This is a genomic window from Paenibacillus allorhizosphaerae, assembly GCF_042659105.1.
GTDB classification, from domain to species: domain Bacteria; phylum Bacillota; class Bacilli; order Paenibacillales; family NBRC-103111; genus Paenibacillus_G; species Paenibacillus_G allorhizosphaerae.
On the sequence record NZ_JBHSRV010000005.1, the window covers coordinates 416,830 to 442,752 of the forward strand.

Sequence of the window (25,923 nt, forward strand, 5' to 3'; positions counted from 1 at the left end):
ATGCAGCAGAAACGAATCGGAGTTCTGGTTATGTCCTACGGGACGCCGGAGAGCATCGAAGGAATTGAAGCTTATTATACGCATATTCGCCGTGGACACTCGCCTACGCCCGAACAGCTGCATGATTTGACGAGTCGCTACGAGGCGATCGTCGGCGGCGTATTTCCGCTTCGCGAAAACACCGACAAGCAGGTGAAAGCACTCGAAGCGATGCTCAACGAGAAGCATCCCGATACGACGTTCGTCTGTTATCAAGGATTGAAGCATGCGTCGCCGTATATCGAGGACGGCGTAGAAAGCATGGCACGCGACGGAATCGAGCAAGCGGTCGGCGTGGTGCTGGCGCCGCATTATTCGGTGATGAGCGTCGGCGGCTATGTCAAGCGGGCGAAGGACAAGGCGGAGGCGCTTGGAGTACAGATGAGCTTCGTCCGCAGCTACCATCTGCATCCGAAGCTGATCGAGGCTTTGTCGGTGCGCGTAGCAGAAGGACTGGGCAAGTTTGAAGGCGTCGACAAAGATCGTGTGAAAGTGATCTTCACAGCGCACAGCTTGCCGGAGAAAATATTGGAGATGAACGATCCTTACCCGGAGCAATTGCTTGAAACGTCCAAAGCGATTGCCTCTGAAGTCGGCATTACAAACTGGCAGTTCGGATGGCAGAGTGCGGGGCAAACCGGTGTTCCATGGCTTGGACCGGACATTCTCGATGTGCTTCAGACGATCGCCGAGGAGAAGCAGGCGGAGCAGGTGCTCATTTGTCCGATCGGCTTTGTCTCGGATCATCTGGAAATATTGTACGATCTGGATATTGAGGCGCAAAAAACGGCCAAGGAGCTTGGCCTGCAGCTTGCGCGTACCCGTTCCCTTAATACGGACCCGCTTTATATCGAGACGCTCGGCGATGTGGTTTACGCAGAGCTGGGGAATAGCAAGCGGTCTTAAATACATTAAGCTAAAAGCCCGGATCTCCCGGGCTTCGTCGTAGGCGGCGTTCAAACGGGGCGCATTTCGTCGTCATGCCGCGTCGTAGCCGCAATTGTGCAGCTTCGTCTGAGAGGATCGAGGCTTCGCATTAAATTTTTGATCGGTTTCAAAAAGCAATTCAAGCGATACTCTGATAAAGGTGTGAATGAAATGAGCAACCATCGTAAACGATCGGACTCGCGGTCTGCGCAAGCATTTGCAGAAGCGAAAGCTTACATCCCCGGCGGGGTGAACAGCCCGGTGCGCGCATTTAAATCCGTTGGGTTGACGCCTTTGTTCGTGGAACGGGCAAGCGGCTCCCGCGTGTATGATATCGACGGCAACGAATTTATTGATTACATCGGCTCGTGGGGCCCGATGATCATGGGTCACACTCATCCTGAGGTGATTGAGGCTGTGACGAAGACGGCGGCGCTGGGGACAAGCTTCGGCGCGCCTACGGAATTGGAAACCCGTATGGCCAAACTTGTGACGGAGCGCATGCCATCGATCGAGTTGGTTCGTATGGTGAACTCCGGCACGGAAGCGACGATGAGTGCGCTGCGTCTTGCACGCGGTTATACCGGTCGCAGCAAAATCGTCAAATTCGAAGGCTGTTATCACGGACATGCGGATTCGCTGCTGATCAAAGCAGGTTCGGGCGTGGCTACGCTCGGTTTGCCGGACAGTCCGGGCGTGCCGGAGAGCGTTGCAGTGAATACGATCACCGTGCCTTACAACGACCTCGAAGCGATTGGTATCGTATTCGAGAAATTCGGCGAGCAGATCGCCGCCGTGATCGTTGAGCCGGTCGCGGGCAATATGGGCGTCGTCCCACCGCTTCCCGGCTTCCTGGAAGGACTGCGGGAAGTCACGCGGAAGTATGGCAGCTTGCTCATTTTCGATGAGGTGATGACCGGTTTCCGTGTCGGTTTGAATTCTGCGCAGGGGCTATACGGCATTACACCGGACCTGACCTGTCTCGGGAAGGTCATTGGCGGCGGTTTGCCGGTAGGCGCCTATGGCGGCAAGCGGGAAATCATGGAAAAGATTGCTCCAGCTGGACCGATCTACCAAGCAGGGACATTATCGGGCAATCCGCTCGCCATGGCAGCGGGTTATACGACGCTGAAGCTGCTTGGCCAGCCGGGTGTGTATGAGGAACTGGAACGAAAGTCCGCAAGGTTGGAAGAAGGCTTCACCAAAAACGCCAAGGAATTAGGCGTACCTTCGACGATCAACCGGGTCGGCTCGATGGTTTGTCCGTTTTTTACGGATGAAAAGGTCATTAACTATGAAACGGCCAAATTGTCCGACCTCCAGAAATTCAACCGTTACTTTGGCTTGCTGCTCGATTACGGCGTAAGCATCGCGCCTTCGCAGTTTGAAGGGATGTTCGTCTCGGCGGCGCATACGGATGCGGATATCGACGCTACGATTGAAGCGCACTATGAGGTATTGAAACAGTTATAATGTTAACGATGAATGCAGCTGCAGCCAACAAGCAGTGAATATCGGTTCAACCGAAACAAAAAAGGACCCGGCCGAAATGGCCAGGTCCTCTTCTTATTATGTAGCATTGCTTAGGGGTTCAGATGAACTTGCGGCGTGTTCGATTGGCCTGCTGCCGTGTCGTTGTTGGTTGGCAGCGTAAGCGGATTTGAACCAATTGTCGTTCCGTTGCCGCTGCTGCTAGGCGTAACCGTCGCAGGCGGCGGTGTTACCGGAACGGGAGTCGGCGTCGGTACCGGAACCGTGTTCGTCGTGGGATTCCCCGACGAACTAGTTCCCGGCGTGGTGCCGCTGCTTCCCGCTGGGGGAGGCGGTTGCGCCGGGTTCCCCGGATTCGATCCTTCGGAACCGGCCCCGCCTGTGCCGGAGCTGGAGCCACCGGTACCGTTCCCTGTGCCCGTACCGGTTGACCCTGTTCCTCCTGGCGCCGTAGCACCGCCAGTCCCGACTTGCCCTTGGTTATGCCCGGGATCGGCGGGTGTTCCGCCGGTGTCAGGCTTCGCGCCCGTGCCGCTTCCTGCTCCGGCAGGGGCTTGATCTTTCGGCGGCGTGACCGGCGGGGGCGTCTTTGTGCCTTCTGACGATTGGTTCGTTCCTGCACCTTGTTTTGCCGGGTCCGTGTTGGCATCGTTCTTCGGATCGGTTTTTGAATCGTTTTTCCCATCCTGCTTCGGATCGGTTTTCGGCTCCGTTTTTACTTCTGTCTTCGGTTCCGTTTTAGGTTCTGTCTTCGTTTCCGTCTTTGCGGGAGGAGGCGTCGGCGTGGCCGGCTTAAGCTGCCCTTTGGCCTTCAATTCCGCTTGCTCGCGCAAGTAATCCGGATGGTCGTACGAACCGCCGGGATCGATCTTATCGATATTCTCCCACACTTTGTCCGCGACGACGGTGGACGGATCGTCATACACGAGAAATGCGGAAGGCAGCCTGCGCTCGCCGTAACGGCTGGACGGCTTCGTTAACAAATCACCGTCAACGACGAGCTCGGAAGAAGCTCCTCCGTCGAGGTTGCCCGCATTGACGACGCCATCTTCAAGCAATAAATCCTGCAATTCCTTGAGCGTTGCGCCGACGCTGTGTGCCTGACGGCCGTCGATAATGAGGAATATGACGGTTCCGTCCGCTTTTTGGCCGACCGCCGTGCGCGGCCCGCGGCCCCATCCGCCGTCGCCGCTTGTGATCAGCGGCTTGCCGTTGGCGATAAGACGCGGATAAAACGATACGGCGTCGGAGATGCCCATGTCCCGCAGTTGGAAAAAATCGTACTTCCCTACAACAAGCGTGCCGTCTTTCGTAAAACCGACGATATGCTGCGGAATGCTGCCGTCCTGGTCGTTAAAAATAATTTCGCCTCCGGAGAAGATGGCTCCGATCGCCGCGAACCCGTTGCCGAGCCCTTCAGGATCCGTAAATCCGCCGCCGTTGACGCCGGCTACCGCTCCGGTTCGCGTGACCATGGAGGAGATGCGTTCACCTTCGCCCGGTTTGTGCGGGGTCATGACTCGAATCGTCTTCGGGTCGTAAACGGTAAGTTTTTTTCCTTTCCAGAACTTTCCGGAAATATCTTCAACTTTGATCAACTCGTCGATCGAACGCTTTTTGCGTGCGTCCTGACGAATTTGAATCATGTTCATATCCTGCTTTTCCACGGCTGCGTCCTCGATGGCTTGCTGCATTTCCCGCACCATCAGATCGCGCCGCTCGGCGCCGACGAATATCCACGCCCAGCTTCGGTGCTGCGTCGTGATGACCGTTTGCGCCAGCCAGTCTCGGATTTTACCGCCCGGAGGCGTCAGAAACAAGAAGCTGGAGGTGATAAACGTAATCAAAGCGATCCAAAACAACGACCGTTTGAGCCAACTCCATTGTCGAAGCGACTGGATTGCACTGTTCAATAGTAGTCCTCTCCCGTAACAAAAAAATATGATTGAAAGATATCCCGATTCTAGCAAATATCCACTCTATTCTAGCATAATCCGACTTTTTTTAACAGATGGGCCCAAGCTGTAAGTTGAAGGCGAAATTGGCAGTGTAACCGCTTTGATGAATGCGGACCGTTTTGGTAAAATGACAATACTTGAAGTTTTCTGGAGGACAATCGCATGTTGAAGCATTATAGTTTTTTTGGAGTTACCTTGGAGTTGATCGCGGTGATGGGCGTTTTTTTTGCAGTGCTTGTCGTCATTTTCATAGCCGCAATAATAGAAGCGCTCCGTACGGCGAAGCGCTCGGCTGCGCGTAAAAGCGGGGAAGGACGCCCAACATGATCGATTGGCGGCGTAAGGGAGAATGGCTTGAGCTGACCGCAGCTCGCGAGCCTTCGGATATGAAAGATGCGGAAGCGCTGCTTCCCGAATGTTTTAAAGGCAAGTGGTTCGCCAAATGGCATCGTTCCGGCGGCATCGAGTGGAAGGGTACCCGCATTCGTCTGCGCTTGTTTCCTGAGGAGCCGCTACATTATATGAGCGATTGGGCGGAAGTAGAAGTGCTGTTTGAGGACGACTTTTGCCTTGTCGCGAATAAGCCGTCCGGGATGAAAGTGCATCCTACGCAGGAGGGCGAGCGCGGGACGCTGCAGCAGGCGGTTCAATGGCATTTGGAGGGAAGCGGGCAAACGTGCCGCGCAAGGCATATCCACCGGCTTGATGAAGATACGACGGGACCGGTGCTATTTGCCAAAAACGAGTGGTCGCAAACGCGGCTGGATGCTTTTATGCGGGACAAGCGAATAGGACGCCATTATGTGGCGCTTGTGCAGGGACGTCCGGCCAATGCGGAGGGCATCGTCGACGCCCCGATCGGCCGGGACCGGCATCATGCGACGCGGCGACGGGTGTCCCGAACCGGGGAACCGGCCGTTACACGCTATCAGGTGATCGAAAGATATCGTTCCGCCGCATTGCTGCGTTTAATGCTGGAGACCGGGCGCACCCATCAAATCCGCGTGCATATGAGCTACCTAGGTCATCCATTGATCGGCGATACGCTTTACGGCGGAGAGGCCCGTGGAGTGGAAAGACAGGCGCTGCACGGCGAGAAACTGCTGTTCCCTCATCCTTTGACGGAGGAATCGATTGAAGTCGGCGCTCCATGGCCTTCCGATTTTGCCGGTCTCAGCGAACGATTGAAAAAATAGTAGTCATGCTCCTCCCACTGGCAGCGTATAAATTGTAAAGAGAACAGCGCTGACCATCTTTCTTTTCAACTTCGCAATGAAGTGAAAAGGTAGAAATACGAAGGGAGGATTTTCAATTGACTGCACAGCAAAGCGGTTTGCGATTTGATATTTACGAACGCGTTCATTTATTGGAAGGATTGCTCGGAATTAAAGAGCTGGAGGGGGTAGAGCTTGCCCCTCATATTCAGGTGCTCCCGCATGGAGACCAGGCGGTATTGCGAGGGAATTTGCTGCTCACCGGTACATATGTCGACGAACAAAACCGGTCGGGACAAACGCTCGAGCATTTGATTCCGGTGGAAATTACGCTGCCGATGAACCGTGTGAACCGGGTGGAGGATATCGCTGTCGAAATTGAAAATTTCGACGTGGATTTGCTGTCAGCCCGCAGCTTGAACGTGACGGGCGTGCTGTCGTTGAACGGGCTGGAGACGGTACAGACGGTGGAAACCGAGTCTTGGAAGGAAGCGGAGGAGGAAGTCGTGTTCGTCCATGAGGCGAGCCGGAATCCTGTCGAACCTGCCGAAGAGCCGCAGTTTACCGTTCAGGCCGCCGCTTCTGAAAAGGAACAAGCCTTCGCATTCGCGGAACCTTCAATTCGTGTGGAACCGGTAGTCGAGGAGCCCCCTGTCGTAGAGCCGGTAGAGGAGAAGAAAGAAGAAAAGAAAGAAGAGAAGAAGGAAGAAGAGAAAGAGGCCAAGGAAGCTGCGGAACCGGAAAAAGAAGTCGCCGTACAGGAGGCTGCAATTGCGGAATCGCAGGAAATGAAAATCGCTTTCGGCAGCAAAAAGCCCGTCGAAGAAGCAGCGGCGCCCATTGTGAAATCGTACGGGCTCGCTTCGCTGCTCAAGCATTCGTCCGGCAACAAGCCTGATGCGCGCATTCCGGAAGAACCGGATGCCGCGGCGGCTGCGGCGGCACTGGCCGAGCGGGTCGAGTGGAAAAACATTTTGCTCAGTTCTCGCGATGAGAAATACGAGTTTAAACGGCTGCGCATGTGCATCGTACAAAAGGAAGAGACACTCGAAACGATCGCGAAGCGATATGAGATTCATCCGCGCGAGATCGCCTTGCACAATCGTCTCGGCGACGGTGAAGTAAGCGAAGGGCAAGTCGTTTATATCCCGAAATAAGGACCGCTTTATAAAAAAATGATCCGGATCAGGCTGAAACAGGCTTGTCCGGATCTTTTTTTGGGTATAATGAAACATAAGGTGTATATTGACTCAGCATAGAATGTTGTTTATCATATGATGCATAGATGTTTATGAAAAACGTGGAAAGGGAGTAGTAGGCAGCGAACCCTTCAGAGAGCGGAACCGGCAAGACGCTGGAAGGTCCCGCAGGATGTACCTGTCGAAGTCGCCCCGGAGTTGCCTTATCGAAGCCCCGTAAGGAGCGGAGACTTGGCCGGCTGCAGCCGTTATCTGCTCAAGTGCCGTATTTGACCCGGCTTTATGATTTTTCGCCAAGGGATGGATACGGAATAAAGGTGGTACCACGGAAGCGAGAGCCTTTCGTCCTTTGCGGCGAGGGGCTTTTTTTGTTTATTGCTTGCACATTGCACATTGGAGGTTGGAGCAATTATGGAAGAAACGAAATTACAGGCGGCGCCGGATACTTCAATGCCGACGACGTACGATCCGAAGGAAGCCGAAAGAAAATGGTACGATTACTGGCTGAAGGGCCAATACTTTAAAGCAGGGCAAAACAAGGATGCGAAGCCTTACACGATCGTCATCCCGCCGCCGAACGTTACCGGTATGCTGCATATCGGGCATGCGCTTGATTTTACGCTGCAGGATATTATGATCCGCACGAAACGGATGCAGGGCTACGACGCGCTTTGGCTGCCGGGCTCCGACCATGCGGGGATTGCAACGCAGTCGAAGGTGGAGCAGAAGCTGCGGGAAGAAGGATTGTCGCGTTACGATTTGGGTCGCGAGAAATTTCTTGAGAAAGTATGGGAGTGGAAGGAGCACTATGCCGGCACGATCCATGAGCAGTGGGGGAAAATGGGCTTCTCGCTCGATTACTCCCGCGAAAGGTTCACCCTAGATGAAGGCTTGTCCAAAGCGGTTCGTGAAGTGTTCGTTCGCTTGTACGAAAAAGGGCTGATTTACCGCGGCAAATATATTATTAACTGGGATCCGGCCGCCCGTACGGCGCTTTCCGACATTGAGGTTGAGTACAAGGAAGTGCAAGGCGCGCTGTACCATTTGAAATATTCGGTGAAGGACAGCGAAGAGGTAATCGTCGTTGCGACGACACGTCCGGAAACGATGCTCGGCGATACGGCGGTTGCGGTACATCCGGAGGATGAGCGCTATAAGCATCTGATCGGCAAAACGCTCGTCCTGCCGATGATCGGCCGGGACATTCCGATTGTCGGCGACGAGTACGTAGAGAAGGAATTCGGAACCGGCGCGGTCAAAATTACGCCGGCGCATGACCCGAACGACTTCGAAGTGGGCAAGCGCCACGACTTGCCGCAAGTGCTCGTAATGGATGAATCGGGCAAAATGAATGAAAATGCGGGCAAGTACCAGGGCCTCGACCGTTTCGAATGCCGCAAGCAAATCGTGGCCGATATGAAGGAGCAAGGGGTGCTGCTCAAGATCGAGGAGCATGTCCATCAAGTCGGCCATAGCGAACGAAGTGGCGCGGTTGTCGAGCCTTACTTGTCCACGCAGTGGTTCGTCAAAATGAAGCCTCTGGCGGAACGTGCGATTGAAGCGCAAAAATCGGGTCAAGGCGTCAACTATGTGCCCGACCGGTTCGAAAAAATATATTTGAACTGGATCGAAAATGTACGCGACTGGTGCATTTCCCGGCAGCTGTGGTGGGGGCATCGCGTCCCGGCATGGTACTGCGGAGATTGCAGCGAATTAATCGTATCCCGCGAAGATGCGAAAGTATGTCCGGCTTGTGGCGGAACGCACTTGAAGCAGGATGAAGATGTACTTGACACATGGTTTAGCTCCGCGTTATGGCCGTTTTCCACGCTCGGCTGGCCGGATCAAACGGATGACTTGAAGCGCTATTACCCGACCGATCTGCTCGTTACGGGATACGATATCATTTATTTCTGGGTGGCGCGGATGATTTTCAGCGGCCTGGAGTTTACCGACCAAATTCCGTTCAAGGATGTGCTGATGCACGGTTTGGTGCGCGACGCCGATGGGATCAAAATGTCGAAATCGCTCGGCAACGGCGTCGATCCGCTTGACGTGATCGAGAAATACGGAGCGGACGCGATGCGTTTCATGATTTCCACTAGCTCGACGCCGGGGCAAGACCTCCGCTTCCGCTGGGAAAGAGTGGAGCAGGCGCGCAACTTTGCCAATAAAATTTGGAATGCTTCGCGCTTCGCTTTGATGAATCTCGGCGATTTCAAGGCGTCCGATATCGATCTGAGCGGGGAGCTCGGGACGGCGGACCGTTGGATATTGCACCGCTTGAACGAAACGGTTCGCGACGTTACCCGTTTGATCGATACGTACGAATTCGGCGAAACCGGCCGTTTGCTCTACAACTTCATTTGGGATGATCTGTGCGACTGGTATATCGAGTTCAGCAAGCTGTCGCTGTACGGCTCCGACGAAAAAGTTAAGCATACGACGAAATCGGTGCTTGCCTATGTGCTGGATCGTACGCAGCGCTTGATCCATCCGTTCATGCCGTTCATCAGCGAGGAAATTTGGCAGCACTTGCCGCACGAAGGCGAGACGATTACACTCGCGGCATGGCCGACGTACGAAGCGCGCTTTGAATCGCCGGATGCGGTCAAGGAAATGGAGCTGTTGATGGAGATCATTCGTACGGTGCGCAATATTCGTGCGGAAGTGAACGTTCCGATGAGCAAAAAAATCGAACTGCAAATCAAAGTAACGACAAAAGAGGCGCATTCGATCATTACGAACAACTCCCAGTACGTAGTGCGTTTCTGTAATTCGACAGACATTGCGCCGAGTTTTGATATGACACCGCCGGATAAAGCCATGACAGGAATCGTCACCGGTGCGGAATTGTATTTGCCGCTGTCGGGATTAATCGACATTGCCCAGGAAATAACGCGGCTTGAGAAGGAACTCAAAACGCTGCATGGTGAAGTTGACAGGATTGAGAAAAAACTGTCGAACGAAGGTTTTGTCTCCAAAGCGCCGGCAAAAGTCATCGAAGAAGAAAAGGCAAAACTCTCCGACTATGCGGATAAGCGGGATAAAGTGACTGCCCGTTTGGCAGAGTTGAAAGGGTGAGCAGACATGAGCGAAGAACAGCAGATTGTCGCTGAACCGTTCAAAACCGCGCGAGAGGCGCTGGACTGGGTTATCCGGTTTATCCCGCTCGTCGGCATCAAACCGGGGCTTGAACGGATGGAGCAGCTGATGGAGCGGCTCGGCAATCCGCACCGGCGGTTGAAATTCATTCATATCGCCGGTACGAACGGCAAAGGCTCCGTTTGCGCCTATTTAACGGAAGTCATTCGGCAATGCGGTTACGACGTGGGGACGTTTACGTCCCCTTACATCGAAAAGTATAACGAGCGAATTCGTCTGAACGGGCAAAACATATCCGATGACGATTTGTTGCGGATTATTAACAAAGTGAAGCCGATCGTAGACGAAGTGGCTGCGGAGCACGGCCAGCCGTCGATGTTTGAAATTTCCACCGTCATTGCGATTGAGTATTTCGCGCGTACCGCTTACCCGGATTTCGTTGTGTGGGAAACCGGAATGGGAGGACGGCTCGATTCCACGAATGTCGTGACGCCGCTCGTCTCGGTCATCACCAATATCGGCCACGATCATATGGAAATTTTGGGCGATACGCTGGAAAAGGTTGCGGCGGAAAAAGCGGCGATCATTAAAGCCGGCGTACCGGTAGTGAGCGCGGTTGAACAACCGGGGGTCATCGAGGTTATCGAACAAACGGCGAAGTCCAAAAACAGCACGCTGTATTTGATGGGGCGCGAGTTCCGGTATACGATGAAGTCTTCCAAGGAAAATGAGCAGGTGTTCGATTTCGAAGGCGTATTCCGCAACTTGCCGGAAATGACCATCTCGATGAACGGCCCGCATCAGCCGAAGAATGCGGCGGTGGCGCTGATGACGATCGAAGTGCTGCGCCAATATTATGCTCTCATCGTGGAAGACGAAGATTTGCTGCGGGCGATGAAAGCCGCGCAATGGCCGGGGCGCCTGGAAATGATCATGCAGCAGCCGCGGCTGCTGATCGACGGAGCGCACAATCCGGAAGGCGCGCAGATGCTCGCATCCGCGCTTAAAGATACGTATTCGTACAAAAAGCTTCATTTGATGATGGGAATGCTCGCGAATAAGAATCATACGGAGTATTTCAGGCATATACTGCGGGTAGTGGATACATTGATCCTTACCGAGCCGGATTGGTTGAAAAAAGCGCCGGCTGCAGGGCTCGCCGAGCTGGCCAACAAGCTGTTGCGGGAAATCGGCCGCGAAGATGTAAACGTCATCGTGGAGCCGGATTGGAAAGCGGCATTGGAGCTGGTCAAAGGCATGACGGAACAGGAAGACTTGGCCGTGGTCACCGGCACGTTATATTTGATAGGGGATGTTCGTTCCCGGATCAATCATCAATCCGATTCTGAAAAAGGCTGGTGAAACGAGCGTGAATACATCGGAGCACATCCATTTTATCGGCATCGGCGGGTACGGCATGAGCGCGATTGCCAAGGTGATGCTGGAAATGGGCTATCAGGTTTCGGGGTCCGATTTGGCGCAGCAGGAATTGACGGAGAAGCTGGCAGCCAAAGGCGCGCAGGTTTATATCGGACATGAAGCGCAAAACGTGAAGGGTGCGGACGTCGTCGTATACTCTACCGCATTGTCTAAAGATAATGTGGAAATGGTAGCGGCGGAAGAGCTGAATATTCCGATTTTGCATCGATCCCAAATGCTTGCCAGATTAATGAACGCCAAGAAAGGGATCGCGGTGGCCGGAGCGCATGGAAAAACGACGACGTCTTCCATGATTGCGCTCGTACTGGAAAGCTGCGGACTTGACCCGACCTTCCTGATCGGCGGAGAAATCATGAATGTGGGCAGCAACGCGAAAGCCGGAAAGGGCGACTGGGTCGTAGCGGAAGCCGATGAAAGCGATGGTTCGTTCCTTCAGTACCAGCCTGCGATCGCGCTTGTGAACAATATCGAAGCGGACCACCTGGAATATTACGACAGCAGCTTTGAAAATTTGAAAAAAGCGTATGCGCAATATTTAAGCCATGTGAAAGAGGACGGCAAAGCGGTCGTATGCAACGACGACGTTCATTTGCGGGAGATGATTCCGAACATCAAAAGCGAAGTGATCACGTACGGGATCGAAAACGAGTCCGATTTCATGGCCTGCAGCATCGAGCTTGGCGACAGGAAAGTATCGTTCGAAGTCGTGCAGGGCGGTACGGTGCTCGGCAACATCCGGCTGTCCGTACCAGGCAAGCATAACGTGTACAACGCGCTGGCCACATTGATTACATGCATGGAAGCGGGACTAACGTTCGAGCAAATCGCGGAAGCGATCACCGAGTTCCGGGGCGCCAAACGGCGGTTTCAAGTACTTGGGGAAGTCAACGATATACTCGTCATCGACGACTACGCTCATCACCCCACGGAAATCGAAGCGACGATTCAGGCGGCGAAGGCGACCGGTAAGCGAATCATCGCCGTATTTCAACCGCAGCGCTATACGAGGACGTATTTCTTGTTCGAGCAGTTCAGCCGCGCATTTCCGGATGCGGATGAGGTCATCATCGCCGACATTTATTCTCCCGTGGGGGAGAAGCAAATCGAGGGAATCAACTCCGCGAAGCTGGTGGAGCTTATTCGGCAGAACAGCAATCCGAACGTGCAGTACATCGCTACGAAAGAACAGGTGCAAAGTTATTTGCTGGATACCGTTCGCCCGGGCGATCTGGTGCTGACGATGGGGGCCGGCGACATATGGAAAGTTGCGGACGGACTCGCGAAAGCGCTTGAAAAGGTATAGCGGTTTCGGACTGGCACACCGCATAAGGCTGGTGTTCACAGTTGCGTTCGCAACCGGATGCGCGAAGCCATTCATTCGGCACAGCCGGCTGTAAATAAAGAAAGTCTCTGGAGCATAATAACGTACACGCATTCCTGCAAAGGACACGGGAACAATATTTTCCGGTGAAAATGTGCGCCGTCTACTCCAGGGGCTTTTTTTGTCATGACGACATTTCGGCTCGGTGAAAAAGTCAGAACTTGTTCTATTTGGATTGCTAGTCTCATAGTCTAGTAATACGAAAAAGGGACAAGGGAGAGTTGGAGCAATGAACAAAGCCAAAATGACGTTTCGTTTTGATAGCGGCCGCCAGTACAGCAAACGGGAGACCAAGCCGGAGCCGCAAGTGATCCCGCTCGATTCCGCGGAGTATCAGGTTGTCGGCGAAAGCGTGGAGCATGCGGAGGAGAGCCGGGAGATCTTCACGTTAGGCGACAATCGTTCAACGGCTGCGAAGCCGGTTGAGCCGGTACTCATCGATGCGCAAACGCTAAATAGTTACACGACGGATTATGGAGGCTGGCAAACCTCCTTCGATACGGAAACGCAGCGGGTGGAGCAAATTATTCGTTCAACCAGCGGCAGTGCCGTCGACCCGGAGAGCGGTTATTATGAGCGGGAAGATCAACAGAAGCATCTCAACCGCCGGGATTGGCAGGGGCAACAGGTACACCCGGATCGTAGGGAGCGGCACGAGCGCCAGGAATACCCGGATCGCAAAGGCAGCCAAGACTTCGGAGATCAGGAGGACTCCGTAAGGGCGGAGGAGCTGCGGGATCATCGATGGTATGCGCCGCCGCAGGAATCGTCTTACATCAAACGGAGCTCGGATAACGGTTCATGGTTAAAAATTACGACTTCGGTTACCGGAGCGGTAGTGACCGGGGTTGCTTTCGGCTTTTTGGTGCTGTCGATGTTCTCGGGGGATGACGAAGCAAGCAAAATAAAGCCAGGCGGCGCTGATGCCGCAGTCCGGCAAGTACAGGGCGTCGTAAAGCAAGGAGATGCCGGAAATCAACCGGCTGATGCAGGAACCAAGGCTCCGGCGGACGCGACCGCCGTCTCGGGCTCCATTTCGGGAGCGGGGGCGACGACGGCGGGCGTTGCGGTGAATTTGCCTGCCAAATCGTATACCTTTTTGCAGGGAGGCGTTTTCAGCTCGGCGCAAAGCGCAGAGACGGAATCGGCCAACTTCAAAAAGAAAGGGCTTGCGGGCGTATACGATTCCGGCGACAAGTTCCCCGTCTATGTAGGCATGGCGACAAACCGCGATGAAGCGCTTGGCTTAAGCGCCCAGTTTCAACAAAAAAAGATCGAGGTGCTTCTGAAGCCGTATGACATACCTTCCGTAACAAAGGTTAAATGGAACGGCAAGCAGGCGGATGTGCTGCAAAATTATATGGGTCAAGGCGATAAACTCGTGTCGCTCATTGCGTCGCTGTCCGTTTCGAGCCTCGGCAACGCCAAGCCGGCGGCGATCGACGAGAAAGCGCTGCAGACCATTAAAACGACGCACCAGAGCTGGTCCGGATCCGCATCCGCAGTTAGCGACGGTCTGGGCGATCCGGGCAAGTCCATACTGCCGAAAATGAACAGCGCACTGAACCAAGCCGTCGTTTCGCTTGACGAATACAAGAAAAATCCTTCCGCCGCGTATATGTGGCAGGCACAGAGCTCGCTGATGCAGTACATTGTTGCAGAGAAGGAACTGCTGAAGGCTGTAGCCGCGCAGTGACAGTTTTTGCGTCGAGACCGATGGAATCAGCCGAGACAATACCATGGCTGCGACTATGTAAGCCGCAATGAACGCTGCAACGTTGACGGTAGGATCAATCAGGATGCTTGGGATACAGGAAAGCCGGCTCTTATCTGGGGTCGGCTTCTTTATGTTCTAAAGCGAAAGTCGGCGTATATAAAGAGACTGAGCCCAATGCGATATTGCGAAGAGCTTACTAATAATACGGCAAAACCTATAATTTCCCTCCGAAGTCTGCAAAATGCGGTTAATAGTAAGTAAAACCCTACTATTCGAAGGGGAATCGCTTCGATTAGTAGGGTTAGGCAATGATTTACGTTTTTTACTAGGCTAGCTGGTAGAAATAAAGCGAATTAGCCAAAAAATAATTCGATTCATCCGATAAAAATAAATCGAAGCGGCCGTCATTAGCGTCACAATCGAGTATTCGTGCGCATGCTTTCATGCTCCGCACTTCATGAATGATCCCAATTTCCCGGAATCTATGAAGCAACTATTTCTTGTCATTCGATTTTTTCCCTGCTACATATCGGTCCAGCAGTGCGGCAGCTTCGGCGCGGGTCATCGAGCGGTCGGGAGCGAATTGCTCGCTAGTGACGCCGTCGATCCATCCCGCTTGCTTCAAGGCCGCGATCGCGCCGAGCGCCCAATAATCGGGCGCTACGTCCTTGAACGGCTGCCGTGCCGCTGGAAGCGACGGCGTCCCGGCCAGCCGCTGGAACATCGCGGCCACTTCCGCCCGGGTTACCGGGCGGTCGGGCCGCAGCGTGCCGTCGGGGTAGCCCTCCAGCACGCCCGCCTTCACCGCCTTGTCCAGGGCGGTGAAGGCCCAATGCTTCGCGTTCATGTCCTTGAACGCGTCAGCTCCGCCGGCTGCGGCGTTGCCCGCAGCGGAGCCGCTCGCGCCGCCGCCGGCGGGGACGGGTTCGCACCCGTCTCCGCCTTCCGCGCTGCTACCGCCGTACACCGCGCCGCTGACCGAGGTGGCGGCGGTCAACCCTTTGCCGGCCGTGCCGTCGCCGGCCGGGCAAGCGCCGCCAGTCGCAGGCTTCGCCGCGGACAGGTCGAACACGCGGTCGAGCAGCGTCATCCACTCGGCCCGCGTCAGCATCCGGTTTGGCTCGTACCGGTTGCCGATGCCGTCGATGATCTCCTTCGTCTTCAAGCGAAGGATGGATTCGCGGGCCCAGTGACCGAGCGTATCCGGGAAAATCACGTTCGGCGGCAAATACGTTTCAATGCCGTCGGCAATGCCTCGCGCCATTTTTTGGCGCATGGTGCTGTCCGCGAGCAGCGCCGCGTCGGCCGGGCTTGACAAAAACGCCGTTTCCACGAGGATGCTAGGGATCGTACCGTTCCGCACCACATAGACGGCACTCGGAACAAGGCCGAGATTTTCGACGCCTGTGGCGTCGACCAGGTTGTCCAGCACTTTTTGGGCAAGCTCCTTGCTTTGAGGCGTTAGCGCCTTCATCTCTTCGCTTGCCGGGTAACTCGCTTGCGGATAACGATCGTCGTAATACAGCACCATCGCACCGCGCGCCGAAGGACTGCTGTAGGAATTGGCATGAATCGAGACGAACAAGTCCGCCTTCTGCTCGTTCATAAAGTCAACCCGCTGCTGCAGCGATAAATAGAGGTCGCTGTCGCGCGACAGCGCTACTTCATAACCTTCTTTGACCAACAGATCGCGCAAGCGTTTCGCGATATCCAAATTCACTTGTTTTTCCTGCAGTCCATTCACGCCGATCGCTCCGGGATCGGAACCGCCGTGTCCTGCATCGACGACAATTTTGGCGGCAGACGCCGGGCCCGGCATGATCAGTAAGCTTAGAGCCATGAGGGCGGTCTGCATCCAACGCTTCCGCATCCGGTTCACTCCTCTCGCATTTTCATTGTACAAGCTGTGCTCTATGCTGTAAGCAAGCAAGTTTCTCCAAGTTAACGGAACAAATGGACTATGGCGCCAAAGCAAATATGGTATAATAACGATTGGCATTTCTACATATTTTTTGGTTGCATTTCGAACGAAAGAGGTATGCTACATTTTGAAAAAGAATACATTCGTCCTTATCCTCATGCTGCTGATCGGCCTGGTCGCAGGGACGCTCGTAGGGCAGCTGCTTTCGCCTGTGCCGGGCTTATCGTTTTTGACCAGATCGGTCGAGCTGTCCTGGCTGCCGAAAGCCGATTTGCTGGTGATCCGGTATGACCTGAATTTATATATCCGGCTGAATTTGATCAGCTTGCTCGGGCTGGCGGCAGGATTTTGGATTTATCGTAAGCTATAGCATCATACTTTTAGACAAGCCCTAATGTACAAAATTCGAAACGAGGGATCGATTTATGTCGATTGCTAGCGAAAAAACAATCATACTGGCTTCTTCATCGCCGAGACGGCAGGAGCTTATCCGCTCATTGAACCGACCTTACGAAATCATCGTCAGTAGTGTAGACGAAACGACGGATCCAGGGCTATCCCCGGCTGAGATTGTGGAACAGCTTTCCAGTCGCAAAGCGCAAGCCGTGTACGAACGTTGTAAGGCGGAATCACGATTTGAAACCGGCAGCGTCATTGTCGGTTCCGATACGATCGTCGTGCAGGGCGGCGAAGTGCTGGGCAAACCGAAAGATGCGGAGGACGCGTTTCGTATGCTCCGCTCCTTGCAAGGACGGGGGCATCAAGTATACAGCGGTGTCGCGGTCATCGATTTGCAAACCGGCGTTCAGCATGTCTCGCATCGGAAAACGAATGTTCGCATGAAGCCGCTCGCGGACGAACAAATCCGGCGCTACATCGCTACAGGCGAGCCGATGGACAAGGCCGGAGCGTACGGCATTCAAGGATTGGGAGCGACGATTGTCGAGGAGATAGAGGGCGATTATTTTAGCGTCGTCGGGCTGCCGATGTCACTTCTGAGCGATCTGCTTGCGCGTTTTAGCATCGCTGTCTTTTGATGAAACGTCATGCTATAATGAGAGTTCGTATACGTGATAAGAAAGAGGGGAATGCATGGAATCGCCCAATTATACATTGCGCGATGTCCCAAACGAAGAACGACCTAGAGAACGCATGATACAGTATGGGGCAGGGGCACTAAGCAACGCGGAATTGCTTGCTATTTTGTTGCGGACAGGCACATATCAGGAATCGGCCGTTTATTTGGCTCAGCGACTGCTTAACCTATCTGGCAACCTTCGCGGTTTGGCGGATATGAGCTTGCAGCAGCTTACCGAGATAAAAGGAATCGGGGAAGCCAAGGCGCTGCAAATTCAAGCCGGCATTGAGCTGGGACGCAGAATGGCGCGCAGCGCATTAAACGATACGGTAACGATCCGATCGCCGCAGGATGTTGCGACGCTGCTGTCGGAGGACCTGAGGTATTTGCAGAAGGAGCATTTCGTCTGCCTCTTTTTAAACACCAAAAACCATGTGGTCGGTCAAGAAACGCTGTCGATGGGCAGCCTGAACGCATCCATCGTGCACCCCAGAGAAATATTTCGCGCCGCCATCAAACGAAGCAGCGCTTCGATCGTATGCGCGCACAACCATCCGAGCGGAGACCCGACGCCGAGCCCGGAAGACATACAAATAACAAAACGGCTTGTCCAAGCGGGGGACATTATCGGCATCGAGGTGCTGGATCATGTGGTCATCGGAGATCAAAAGTTCGTCAGTTTGAAGGAACTCGGACTGATGTAATATAATAAGAAAAGCTTCCAAATCGAAGTCGATTCGATGAAGATACATTCGTGATCTAATGGTAGCTTTTCTTGCGAGCGGAAAGTTTCATAAGCACTGTGGGTGCTTATAGAGTGAACTTTCCTGGCTCTTAAGAAAAGCTTCCAAATCGAAGTCGATTCGATGAAGATACATTCGTGATCTAATGGTAGCTTTTCTTGCGAGCGGAAAGTTCCATAAGCACTGTGGGTGCTTATAGAGTGAACTTTCCTGGCTCTTAAGAAAAGCTTCCAATCGAAGTCTATTCGATGAACGGTGGAATCAAGGAAATAACGGATTTTCAGGCTCTTATTTGGACAACGGACTTTAGCGTTATAATCCGCAAATAAGCGTCTGAAAATTTCTTGTTTCTAAGGTTCCGATCGGGCAAGAGCCAGGTTTTCCGGTTCCGAAGCAAGCAGCGCGTCATGCGCAGGTTCAAAATCGAAGTTCAACCATTCGCGTGTTTATTGCACGCCTCAAATAGGGAAGGGAGCACCTATCATGTTCGGAGGATTTACAAAAGATTTAGGAATCGACCTGGGCACAGCCAACACGCTCGTTTACGTCAAAGGCAAAGGCATCGTCGTACGCGAGCCGTCGGTTGTGGCGATCCGTACGGATACGAAGTCGATCGAAGCCGTCGGCAACGATGCCAAAAAAATGATCGGAAGAACACCGGGCAATATCCGCGCCATCCGTCCAATGAAGGACGGCGTTATTGCCGATTTTGAAACGACCTCGACGATGATCAAGTATTTCATCCGCCAGGCGCAGAAGCAGCGGCTGCTGTTCCAACGCCACCCGAGCGTCATGGTGTGCGTTCCTTCCGGCATTACCGCGGTGGAGAAGCGGGCGGTAGAGGATGCGACGCGTCAGGCGGGTGCCCGCGACGCTTATACGATCGAGGAGCCGTTCGCAGCGGCGATCGGCGCGGATCTGCCGGTCTGGGAACCGACGGGCAGCATGGTTGTCGACATCGGCGGCGGCACGACGGAAGTTGCGGTGATTTCGCTGGGCGGCATCGTGACCAGCCGCTCCATCCGGGTGGCGGGCGATGAAATGGATGAAGCGATCATCCAATATATCAAGCGCACCTACAACCTGATGATCGGCGAGCGCACCTCCGAGCAGATCAAGATGGAGATCGGCTCGGCGCTGCCGATGGACCCGCCGGCCCGACTGGAAATCCGCGGCCGCGACCTCGTGTCCGGACTGCCGAAGACGATGGCGGTCACCTCGGACGAAATTACGGACGCGCTGTACGATACGGTCAATAGTATCGTCGAAGCGGTGAAGGTGACGCTTGAGAAGTGCCCTCCCGAATTAGCGGCCGATATTATGGACCGAGGCATCGTACTGACGGGCGGTGGCGGCCTTTTGCGCAATTTGGATAAGCTGCTCTCTCGAGAAACGGGCATGCCTGTGCTTGTAGCAGAAAATCCGCTGGACTGCGTGGCGATCGGCACGGGACGCGCGCTCGAAAACATTCATCTGTTCAAGACAAAATCCGGTCCGACAAGCAGATCCAGACGCTGATTCGTTAAGCTTCTCAGTTTGGAAGGTGTAAGCATTGAAATTACTCGGAAACAAAAGGCTGCTTATTTTAATGTTCGGCCTGATTTTGTTCATCGCGCTCATGGGTCTGACCTTCGGACGATCGTACATGACATGGCCGGAAAAGTTTTTGAAGGATGCGGTTTCTTTTACGCAAGGGTTGCTGTATAAGCCCACAGGGTACGTTATGGGTTTCTTTGAGGATATTAGAAAAATGCGTACGATGCATGAAGAAAACATGGTGCTCCGGCAGACGCTTACCCGGTATGCCCGGGATACGGCAAGATTGAACGATCTGGAGCAGCAAAACAAACGTCTGCAGGATGCGCTGGGCTTCACGGAGCGTCAGAAGCAAATGAGTAACTATACGTTCCGGATCGCCGAAGTGACGGAGTTCAACCAGCAGAACAAAATGATCACCATTAATTTAGGTGAGAAGGACGGAATTCGGCCCAATATGGCCGTGATGTCCGTAGAAGGACTGATCGGGCGAGTCGTGCGCGTGTCTTCTTTTTACGCCGACGTGCAGCTGCTGACGGGAATGCAGACGGTCGTCGATTCAGCCGACAAGCTGGCGCTGGAGTCCAAAGCGATTGCGGTAACCGTCAAAGGTCATGAGAGCGAATCGTACGGTTTCATCGAATCGTTCAATCCGGAAACGCAGCAGCTCATCATGACCAAAATCGAAGCGAAGGACCCGATTCAGCCCGGCGACACGATTATTACATCCGGTAAGGGGCTTGTATTCCCCAAAGGGATCGAGGTGGGCAAAGTTATCGAGAAGAGACAAGGCGATTTCGGGATCACTTACATTGCCACAGTCCAGCCGTTTGCTTCCTTCAATCATCTTCGCGAAGTGTTCGTCGTCCAAGTACCGGAGCTGGCTGGAGTAGGTGAATAACGGATGAATCACGTTAAAATTTGGCTGATTCTCATCGTTTTGTTTTTGCTTGAAAGCTCGATCGTACCTTGGCTCATTCCCGTTGCCTGGCAAACCAAAATTATTGTCGATCCGCACTTTATCCTCGTTATCGTTCTTTTCATCGGATTATATATGAACCGTCATACGGCGCTTGTTTTCGGATTAATATTCGGAATGCTTTACGATTTCATTCATTATTCGCCGATGCTCGGACCGGTGTCGTTTGCGATGGGTCTTACGGGTTACCTGGCGGGGCTTATGTATGGGCGGGTATATACGAGCATTGTCATCAGCATGCTTGTCATTGCACTTGGCAATTTATTTTATGAAATGATCATTTTCGGTCTGTACCGGCTTTTTCAAGTGACGCATTCGGATATAGAATGGTTTTTTTTCCACCAAATGCTGCCCGGCATGCTCGTGAATCTGCTCTTTGCGCTGGCGATCTACGTGCCGCTTCGAAAAATGTTCGAGAGTTTGCCGCAGCTACAAACGGAGAAGGACGAATAACTTTTTCACGCTTGCATGCAGGAGATAGGCCGTCTCAAGCCGAATTGTTTACGCTTAGGAGGTAGAAGCGTTTATGACGGCAACAGCGAAGCATCTTGTCACGATTAAAGGGGTTAAAGACGGCCTTGTGTTTCTCCTCGACGACACTTGCGAATTTTCGGAAGTGCTGGCGGAGCTAAAGCATAAGCTGGAAAAAACCCATCAGCAAATATTGACCGGACCGATTATTCATGTCCATGTGAAGCTCGGCAGCAGAGCCGTAACGGACGAGGAGAAAGACGAGGTTCGCACGATCATCAGCCAAAAGGGCAACCTGCTCGTTCAGTCCGTCGAGACGCAGGATTCGGAGCGAAAGAAATCGGAACACGGCTTCTCGAGCGTTGCGATTGTCCGCGGCATCGTCCGCTCCGGGCAAACCTCATCGCATGACGGCAACATTTTATTTTTAGGCGACGTTAACCCCGGCGGCACGATCGTGAGTACGGGAAGCATATATATTATGGGTTCGCTGAGGGGGATGGCGCATGCGGGGGTCGATGGAGACGATCGGGCGGTTATCGCCGCCTCGCATTTGCGTCCCACCCAACTGAGAATTGCGGGCATCATCAGCCGGCCTCCCGACGAATGGGGAACGAACGAAGCTTACGAAGCTTATATGGAATTCGCTTATGTGAAAGACGGCGTTATGGAAATCGATAAAGTTCATCATTTGCACAAGTTCGATTTGAACCTGTCCTCTTGAAGGAGAAGGAGTGAAACCTATGGGAGAGGCAATCGTCATTACATCGGGAAAAGGAGGCGTCGGCAAAACGACGACGTCGGCCAACATCGGAACGGCGCTGGCGCTTCAAGGGAAAAAGGTAGTCATGGTCGACACGGATATCGGTCTGCGGAATCTCGATGTCGTCATGGGGCTGGAAAACCGCATCATCTACGATTTGATCGATGTGGCGGAAGGCCGCTGCCGTCTTTCGCAGGCGCTTGTCAAAGACAAGCGCTTTGATGAGCTGTATATGCTTCCGGCGGCTCAGACAAAGGACAAGCATGCGATATCGCCGGAAGCGGTTCGGCAAATCGTGCTGGATCTCAAGCGCGACTTTGAGTTCGTCATTATCGACTGTCCTGCGGGCATCGAGCAAGGGTTCAAAAATGCGGTCGCCGGAGCGGACAAAGCGATTGTCGTCACGACGCCCGAGAATGCGGCCGTGCGCGATGCGGACCGGATTATCGGCTTGCTGGAGAGAGAGCCGCAAATCGATTCGCCGAAGCTTGTCATCAACCGGATACGTCCGAGCATGGTGAAAAAGGGCGAAATGCTCGATATCGACGAGATTTGCTCCGTGCTGGCGATCGACCTGCTCGGGATTGTGCCTGACGACGAGCATGTGATCAAAGCGGCGAATTCCGGCGAACCGACCGTCATGAATCCGAATTCCCGGGCAGCCATCGCCTATCGTAATATTGCACGCCGTATGCTGGGGGACTCTGTGCCGTTGATGCAAATGGAACAGAAGACCGGCGTGCTAATCAAAATGAAAAAGTTTCTCGGAATAGGCGGATGACGCGTCGTGCTGCACAAGTTTAAAAAAATAGATGTGTTAATCATCGCGATCCTGATCGCATTGCTTGCGATTAGCACGATTTTGTTGTACAGTGCTACCCTGGATTCGAACCTGCTCAAGTTTGACCCCAAAAAATTGGCTGTCATCTATTCGATCTCTTTTTTAGTGTTTATTATTACCGCTGCCCTCGATTACCGATTTCTAGTTAAAATAGCGTATTATTTATACGGCGTCGGCATTTTGCTATTGGTCGGCGTTTATTTGTTCGGCGCGAAAATCAATGGGGCCAGAGGCTGGTTCGAGCTGCCGTTCGGCCTCAATTTTCAGCCGGTCGAATTAGTGAAAATATTGTTGATCATTACGATCGCCGCTTATATGGCGCGACGTAAGGGCGAGTCGTTGGAGTTTTTCCGCGATGTCGTGCCGATCGCTTTGTTTGCGATCATTCCAATTGTGCTCGTAATCATTCAGCCGGATTTAGGAAATGCGATCATTTTGGGCGTGATCCTGATCGGCATGTATTGGATCGGCAACATTCGCGCCATGTACGTCATCGGCGGGGTTGTGCTGATTGCGGGATGCGCTTATGCATTCCTATATTTTTTCCAGCTGTATCATGTGCCATTAGAAAAATATTTGGACTCCAAAGATCTCCCAACACACTGGATTGCGCGCGTGAATACGTTCATTAATCCGGATGATGCGACAAACGATCAAAAATATCAGGTCGTGAACTCCATACGCGCCATCGGTTCCGGTCTGCTTATGGGAGAAGGGTATTTGAAAGGAACGTCCATTCACAGCCATTTCATACCGGTAGCCTATACCGACGCCATCTTCGTCGTTGTGGGCGAGGAATTCGGATTTGTCGGCGCATCCTGCCTTCTTTTGCTCTATTTTGTGTTGATTTACCGCATGATTCTGATCTCGATTTATTGCAACAACTATGCCGGTTCGTTCATCATTATCGGCGTTGTCTCTATGCTTGTGTTTCAAATATTCCAAAATATCGGAATGATGATCGGCATCATGCCGCTAACCGGAATTACGCTTCCCTTTATTAGCTACGGGGGCACGTCGCTAATGATCAATATGATTGCGATGGGGCTCGTGATGAGCGTACGGCTGCATGACGACAAGTTTTTGGACGAAGAATGAGAATAGAATGATGCCACGGCGGCATGACGCTGCTCCTCATACAGGAACACCTCTTTTTGCAGTAAGCGAAAAGAGGTGTTTTTACGTTCGGCGTCGGATGCTGGTTTCCGCTTGACGTATTTGTCATTTCCGTCTCCCGATCATTCCGTATATTTGCCCGTACAAGCTCATAGGATGGAGTATACAAGCCCGCGGGCAAGGAGGATATGGGATGGAAACGAAGAAGAACGTTCGCGACAGGCGAATGGAAAAAATACGCAGACTGAAAGAAGGCGCGGCCGGGAGATCTTATGCCGAAACGCACGGTTCACATATGACGATTCAAAGAGAAGCCGCGGGCCGGGAGCGTTATCCGGAGAAACGGGACGTCACGGAAAGGGAAGAAGCGCCTCCCTACCTTCGCATGGACCCTGAGGTGGAATGGAACCGTAAATGGAAGCGGGATTATACAGAATATAATCGGGATGACTACAACGGACCGCCTCCGGAGCGGGGCTCTTGGAAGGGACGGATGGGGGCTCGCATTCTCATCAGCGGCTTTTTGTTCGCGGCGGTATGGCTCATGTACAAATGGGATGACCCGCTGGCCGACCATGGAAAAAAGTGGGTCGCCGCATCGCTGACCGAATCTCTCGATGTCGTCAAGCTGGCCGGATGGTATGAGCGAAAGTTCGGAGGAACGCCATCGTTCTTGCCGGCTATCAATCCCGGCAAACATCAGGATGCCACGAAAGTAAGCGTGCTTACGAAGCATTATTTCTTACCGGTGCAAGGAAAACTGATCGCCGCGTTCACTCCCGGTCAGAACGGCGTATTGATCGAAGCGAAGCCCGGATCGCCGGTATCGGCGGTGGACACGGGATGGGTCGCTTTTGCAGGGAATAAGGAGGATACCGGATTCACTGTTGTCGTCAGGCATACGGACGGCATCGAAACGGTGTATGGACATTTGGAGCAGGGGAAGGTGCAGCTGAACGATTGGATCAAAGGAGGGGAAACGCTGGGGACGGTGGCCAAACCGCAAGGACAAGCATCGGGCACGATATTTTTTGCTATGGCGAAAGACGGCAAGCCCGTCAATCCGACGGACGTGATTACCTTTGATTAAACCGAAAAAAGCCGCTTGGAACGTATGGTTCGGCGTCAAATACCGAATCCATCCGCTTTTCTCCATCGTACTACTGCTGTCCGTGCTGACAGGCTACTTCATCGAAATTGTAACGTTGTTCGGCATAGTGCTCATTCACGAGTTGGGGCATGTGGCTGCTGCCAAAGGCTTCGGCTGGCGGGTCACAGAGGTACAGCTTCTGCCTTTCGGCGGGGTCGCGGTCGTGGAAGAAATGGGCAGCGTGTCGGTATGGCAGGATATCGCCGTAGCCCTGGCCGGCCCGCTGCAAAACTTTTGGATGATGCCGGTCGGATGGGTTTTGACGGCGATCGGCGTGCTTCCGGTGGAGTGGGGTCACTACTTCATACAAGCCAATCTGTTGATTGCCTTGTTCAATCTGCTGCCGGTGCTACCGCTCGATGGTGGCAAAGTAATGCGCGCGCTCGTCTCCTTATGGCTCCCTTACCAGAAAACGATCTATATCGCCGCCTTGACGAGTTTGATTTTGAGCGCCGCGTTCATTGCAATGAGCGCGCTTCACGCGTTTACGGACAAAGGCGGCATTCAGCTCAACTGGCTGATGATCGGGATTTTTCTCTTTTTTTCCAATTGGTACGAGTTTCGCGGGCTTCCGTACCATTTCATGCGCTTTTTGCTCAACCGGGAAATCGGTTTGAAGCGGTCGTGGACCGAAGGAACGCTGGCCAGACCGATCGTGGTAGGCGGGCGAAGACGAGTAGGGGATATCGTTAGGCTGTTTATGCGGGATCGTTATCACCTGGTGTATGTGCTTGACGATCATGGAAGCATAAGGCATGTCGTTCCCGAGCGGGCGCTGCTGCAGCTGTATTTCAACGAATCGAAGCGAAGCAGTCCGTTATCCGATCTTTTCGTCGGTTGATCCCGAAGATTTT

At 53.4% G+C, this 25,923-nt stretch carries 22 protein-coding genes; 20 read left to right on the forward strand and 2 right to left on the reverse strand.

Annotated elements, in window-relative coordinates:
- Entirely contained in the window at positions 1-945 is a 945-nt protein-coding gene (gene hemH / locus ACFQI7_RS20920; protein ID WP_218102301.1) for a ferrochelatase, read from the forward strand.
- A 192-nt stretch (positions 946-1,137) separates the two neighbouring features.
- Entirely contained in the window at positions 1,138-2,439 is a 1,302-nt protein-coding gene (hemL, locus tag ACFQI7_RS20925; RefSeq protein WP_218102288.1) for a glutamate-1-semialdehyde 2,1-aminomutase, read from the forward strand.
- Positions 2,440-2,549: 110 nt separating this feature from the next.
- Here the strand turns inward: hemL and ACFQI7_RS20930 are convergent, their stop codons facing one another.
- Complete coding sequence (locus ACFQI7_RS20930; protein ID WP_230415558.1) at positions 2,550-4,370, reverse strand: phosphodiester glycosidase family protein; 1,821 nt, start codon at positions 4,368-4,370, stop codon at positions 2,550-2,552.
- A 207-nt stretch (positions 4,371-4,577) separates the two neighbouring features.
- Between ACFQI7_RS20930 and ACFQI7_RS20935 the strand changes: the two genes are divergently transcribed.
- The 7 genes from ACFQI7_RS20935 (at position 4,578) to ACFQI7_RS20965 (ending at position 14,450) form a co-directional block, all read left to right on the forward strand.
- On the forward strand, positions 4,578-4,742 hold the full coding sequence (locus ACFQI7_RS20935; RefSeq protein WP_218102287.1) for a hypothetical protein: 165 nt from the start codon (positions 4,578-4,580) through the stop codon (positions 4,740-4,742).
- Positions 4,739-5,611, forward strand: coding sequence for an RluA family pseudouridine synthase (locus tag ACFQI7_RS20940; protein ID WP_218102286.1), 873 nt, complete (start codon positions 4,739-4,741; stop codon positions 5,609-5,611). The genes ACFQI7_RS20935 and ACFQI7_RS20940 overlap by 4 nt, the downstream gene beginning before the upstream one ends.
- A 116-nt stretch (positions 5,612-5,727) precedes the next feature.
- Positions 5,728-6,786 carry a LysM peptidoglycan-binding domain-containing protein gene (locus ACFQI7_RS20945; RefSeq protein WP_377517512.1) on the forward strand — a complete coding sequence of 353 codons (1,059 nt, stop codon included), beginning with the start codon at positions 5,728-5,730 and terminating at the stop codon, positions 6,784-6,786.
- A 453-nt stretch (positions 6,787-7,239) separates the two neighbouring features.
- The gene (locus tag ACFQI7_RS20950; RefSeq protein ID WP_218102285.1) at positions 7,240-9,912 is read left to right on the forward strand and encodes a valine--tRNA ligase; all 2,673 of its coding nucleotides are present in this window, start codon (positions 7,240-7,242) and stop codon (positions 9,910-9,912) included.
- A 6-nt stretch (positions 9,913-9,918) separates the two neighbouring features.
- A complete protein-coding gene (locus tag ACFQI7_RS20955; protein ID WP_218102284.1) occupies positions 9,919-11,295 on the forward strand; it encodes a bifunctional folylpolyglutamate synthase/dihydrofolate synthase in 1,377 nt (458 codons plus the stop codon).
- 7 nt (positions 11,296-11,302) lie between these two features.
- A complete protein-coding gene (murC, locus tag ACFQI7_RS20960; RefSeq protein ID WP_218102283.1) occupies positions 11,303-12,676 on the forward strand; it encodes a UDP-N-acetylmuramate--L-alanine ligase in 1,374 nt (457 codons plus the stop codon).
- Between the two features lie 307 nt (positions 12,677-12,983).
- Complete coding sequence (locus ACFQI7_RS20965; protein WP_218102282.1) at positions 12,984-14,450, forward strand: hypothetical protein; 1,467 nt, start codon at positions 12,984-12,986, stop codon at positions 14,448-14,450.
- Between the two features lie 514 nt (positions 14,451-14,964).
- On the opposite strand, the gene ACFQI7_RS20970 is transcribed toward ACFQI7_RS20965, so the two are convergent.
- The gene (locus ACFQI7_RS20970) at positions 14,965-16,341 is read right to left on the reverse strand and encodes an N-acetylmuramoyl-L-alanine amidase (RefSeq protein ID WP_218102281.1); all 1,377 of its coding nucleotides are present in this window, start codon (positions 16,339-16,341) and stop codon (positions 14,965-14,967) included.
- A gap of 178 nt (positions 16,342-16,519) precedes the next feature.
- On the opposite strand from ACFQI7_RS20970, the gene ACFQI7_RS20975 reads away from it, so the two are divergent.
- From ACFQI7_RS20975 to ACFQI7_RS21025, 11 genes are all read left to right on the forward strand, one after another.
- Positions 16,520-16,762: a DUF4321 domain-containing protein gene (locus tag ACFQI7_RS20975; RefSeq protein ID WP_218102280.1), complete on the forward strand. Its 243-nt coding sequence runs from the start codon at positions 16,520-16,522 to the stop codon at positions 16,760-16,762.
- A gap of 55 nt (positions 16,763-16,817) precedes the next feature.
- Positions 16,818-17,429 (forward strand): Maf family protein, encoded by a 612-nt coding sequence (locus ACFQI7_RS20980; protein ID WP_218102279.1) that lies wholly within the window; start codon positions 16,818-16,820, stop codon positions 17,427-17,429.
- Between the two features lie 55 nt (positions 17,430-17,484).
- Positions 17,485-18,174: a RadC family protein gene (gene radC / locus ACFQI7_RS20985; protein ID WP_218102278.1), complete on the forward strand. Its 690-nt coding sequence runs from the start codon at positions 17,485-17,487 to the stop codon at positions 18,172-18,174.
- A gap of 522 nt (positions 18,175-18,696) precedes the next feature.
- A complete protein-coding gene (locus tag ACFQI7_RS20990) occupies positions 18,697-19,731 on the forward strand; it encodes a rod shape-determining protein (protein ID WP_218102277.1) in 1,035 nt (344 codons plus the stop codon).
- 34 nt (positions 19,732-19,765) lie between these two features.
- The gene (mreC, locus tag ACFQI7_RS20995; protein WP_230415552.1) at positions 19,766-20,650 is read left to right on the forward strand and encodes a rod shape-determining protein MreC; all 885 of its coding nucleotides are present in this window, start codon (positions 19,766-19,768) and stop codon (positions 20,648-20,650) included.
- Between the two features lie 3 nt (positions 20,651-20,653).
- Positions 20,654-21,181: a rod shape-determining protein MreD gene (mreD, locus tag ACFQI7_RS21000; RefSeq protein ID WP_218102276.1), complete on the forward strand. Its 528-nt coding sequence runs from the start codon at positions 20,654-20,656 to the stop codon at positions 21,179-21,181.
- A gap of 73 nt (positions 21,182-21,254) precedes the next feature.
- On the forward strand, positions 21,255-21,923 hold the full coding sequence (minC, locus tag ACFQI7_RS21005; RefSeq protein WP_218102275.1) for a septum site-determining protein MinC: 669 nt from the start codon (positions 21,255-21,257) through the stop codon (positions 21,921-21,923).
- A gap of 19 nt (positions 21,924-21,942) precedes the next feature.
- Positions 21,943-22,743 (forward strand): septum site-determining protein MinD, encoded by an 801-nt coding sequence (gene minD, locus ACFQI7_RS21010; RefSeq protein WP_218102274.1) that lies wholly within the window; start codon positions 21,943-21,945, stop codon positions 22,741-22,743.
- A 6-nt stretch (positions 22,744-22,749) separates the two neighbouring features.
- Positions 22,750-23,901 (forward strand): FtsW/RodA/SpoVE family cell cycle protein, encoded by a 1,152-nt coding sequence (locus ACFQI7_RS21015; RefSeq protein ID WP_218102273.1) that lies wholly within the window; start codon positions 22,750-22,752, stop codon positions 23,899-23,901.
- Between the two features lie 211 nt (positions 23,902-24,112).
- Positions 24,113-25,009 (forward strand): M23 family metallopeptidase, encoded by an 897-nt coding sequence (locus ACFQI7_RS21020; protein ID WP_218102272.1) that lies wholly within the window; start codon positions 24,113-24,115, stop codon positions 25,007-25,009.
- On the forward strand, positions 25,002-25,910 hold the full coding sequence (locus ACFQI7_RS21025) for a M50 family metallopeptidase (RefSeq protein ID WP_218102271.1): 909 nt from the start codon (positions 25,002-25,004) through the stop codon (positions 25,908-25,910). The genes ACFQI7_RS21020 and ACFQI7_RS21025 overlap by 8 nt, the downstream gene beginning before the upstream one ends.
- Positions 25,911-25,923: the final 13 nt, after the last annotated feature.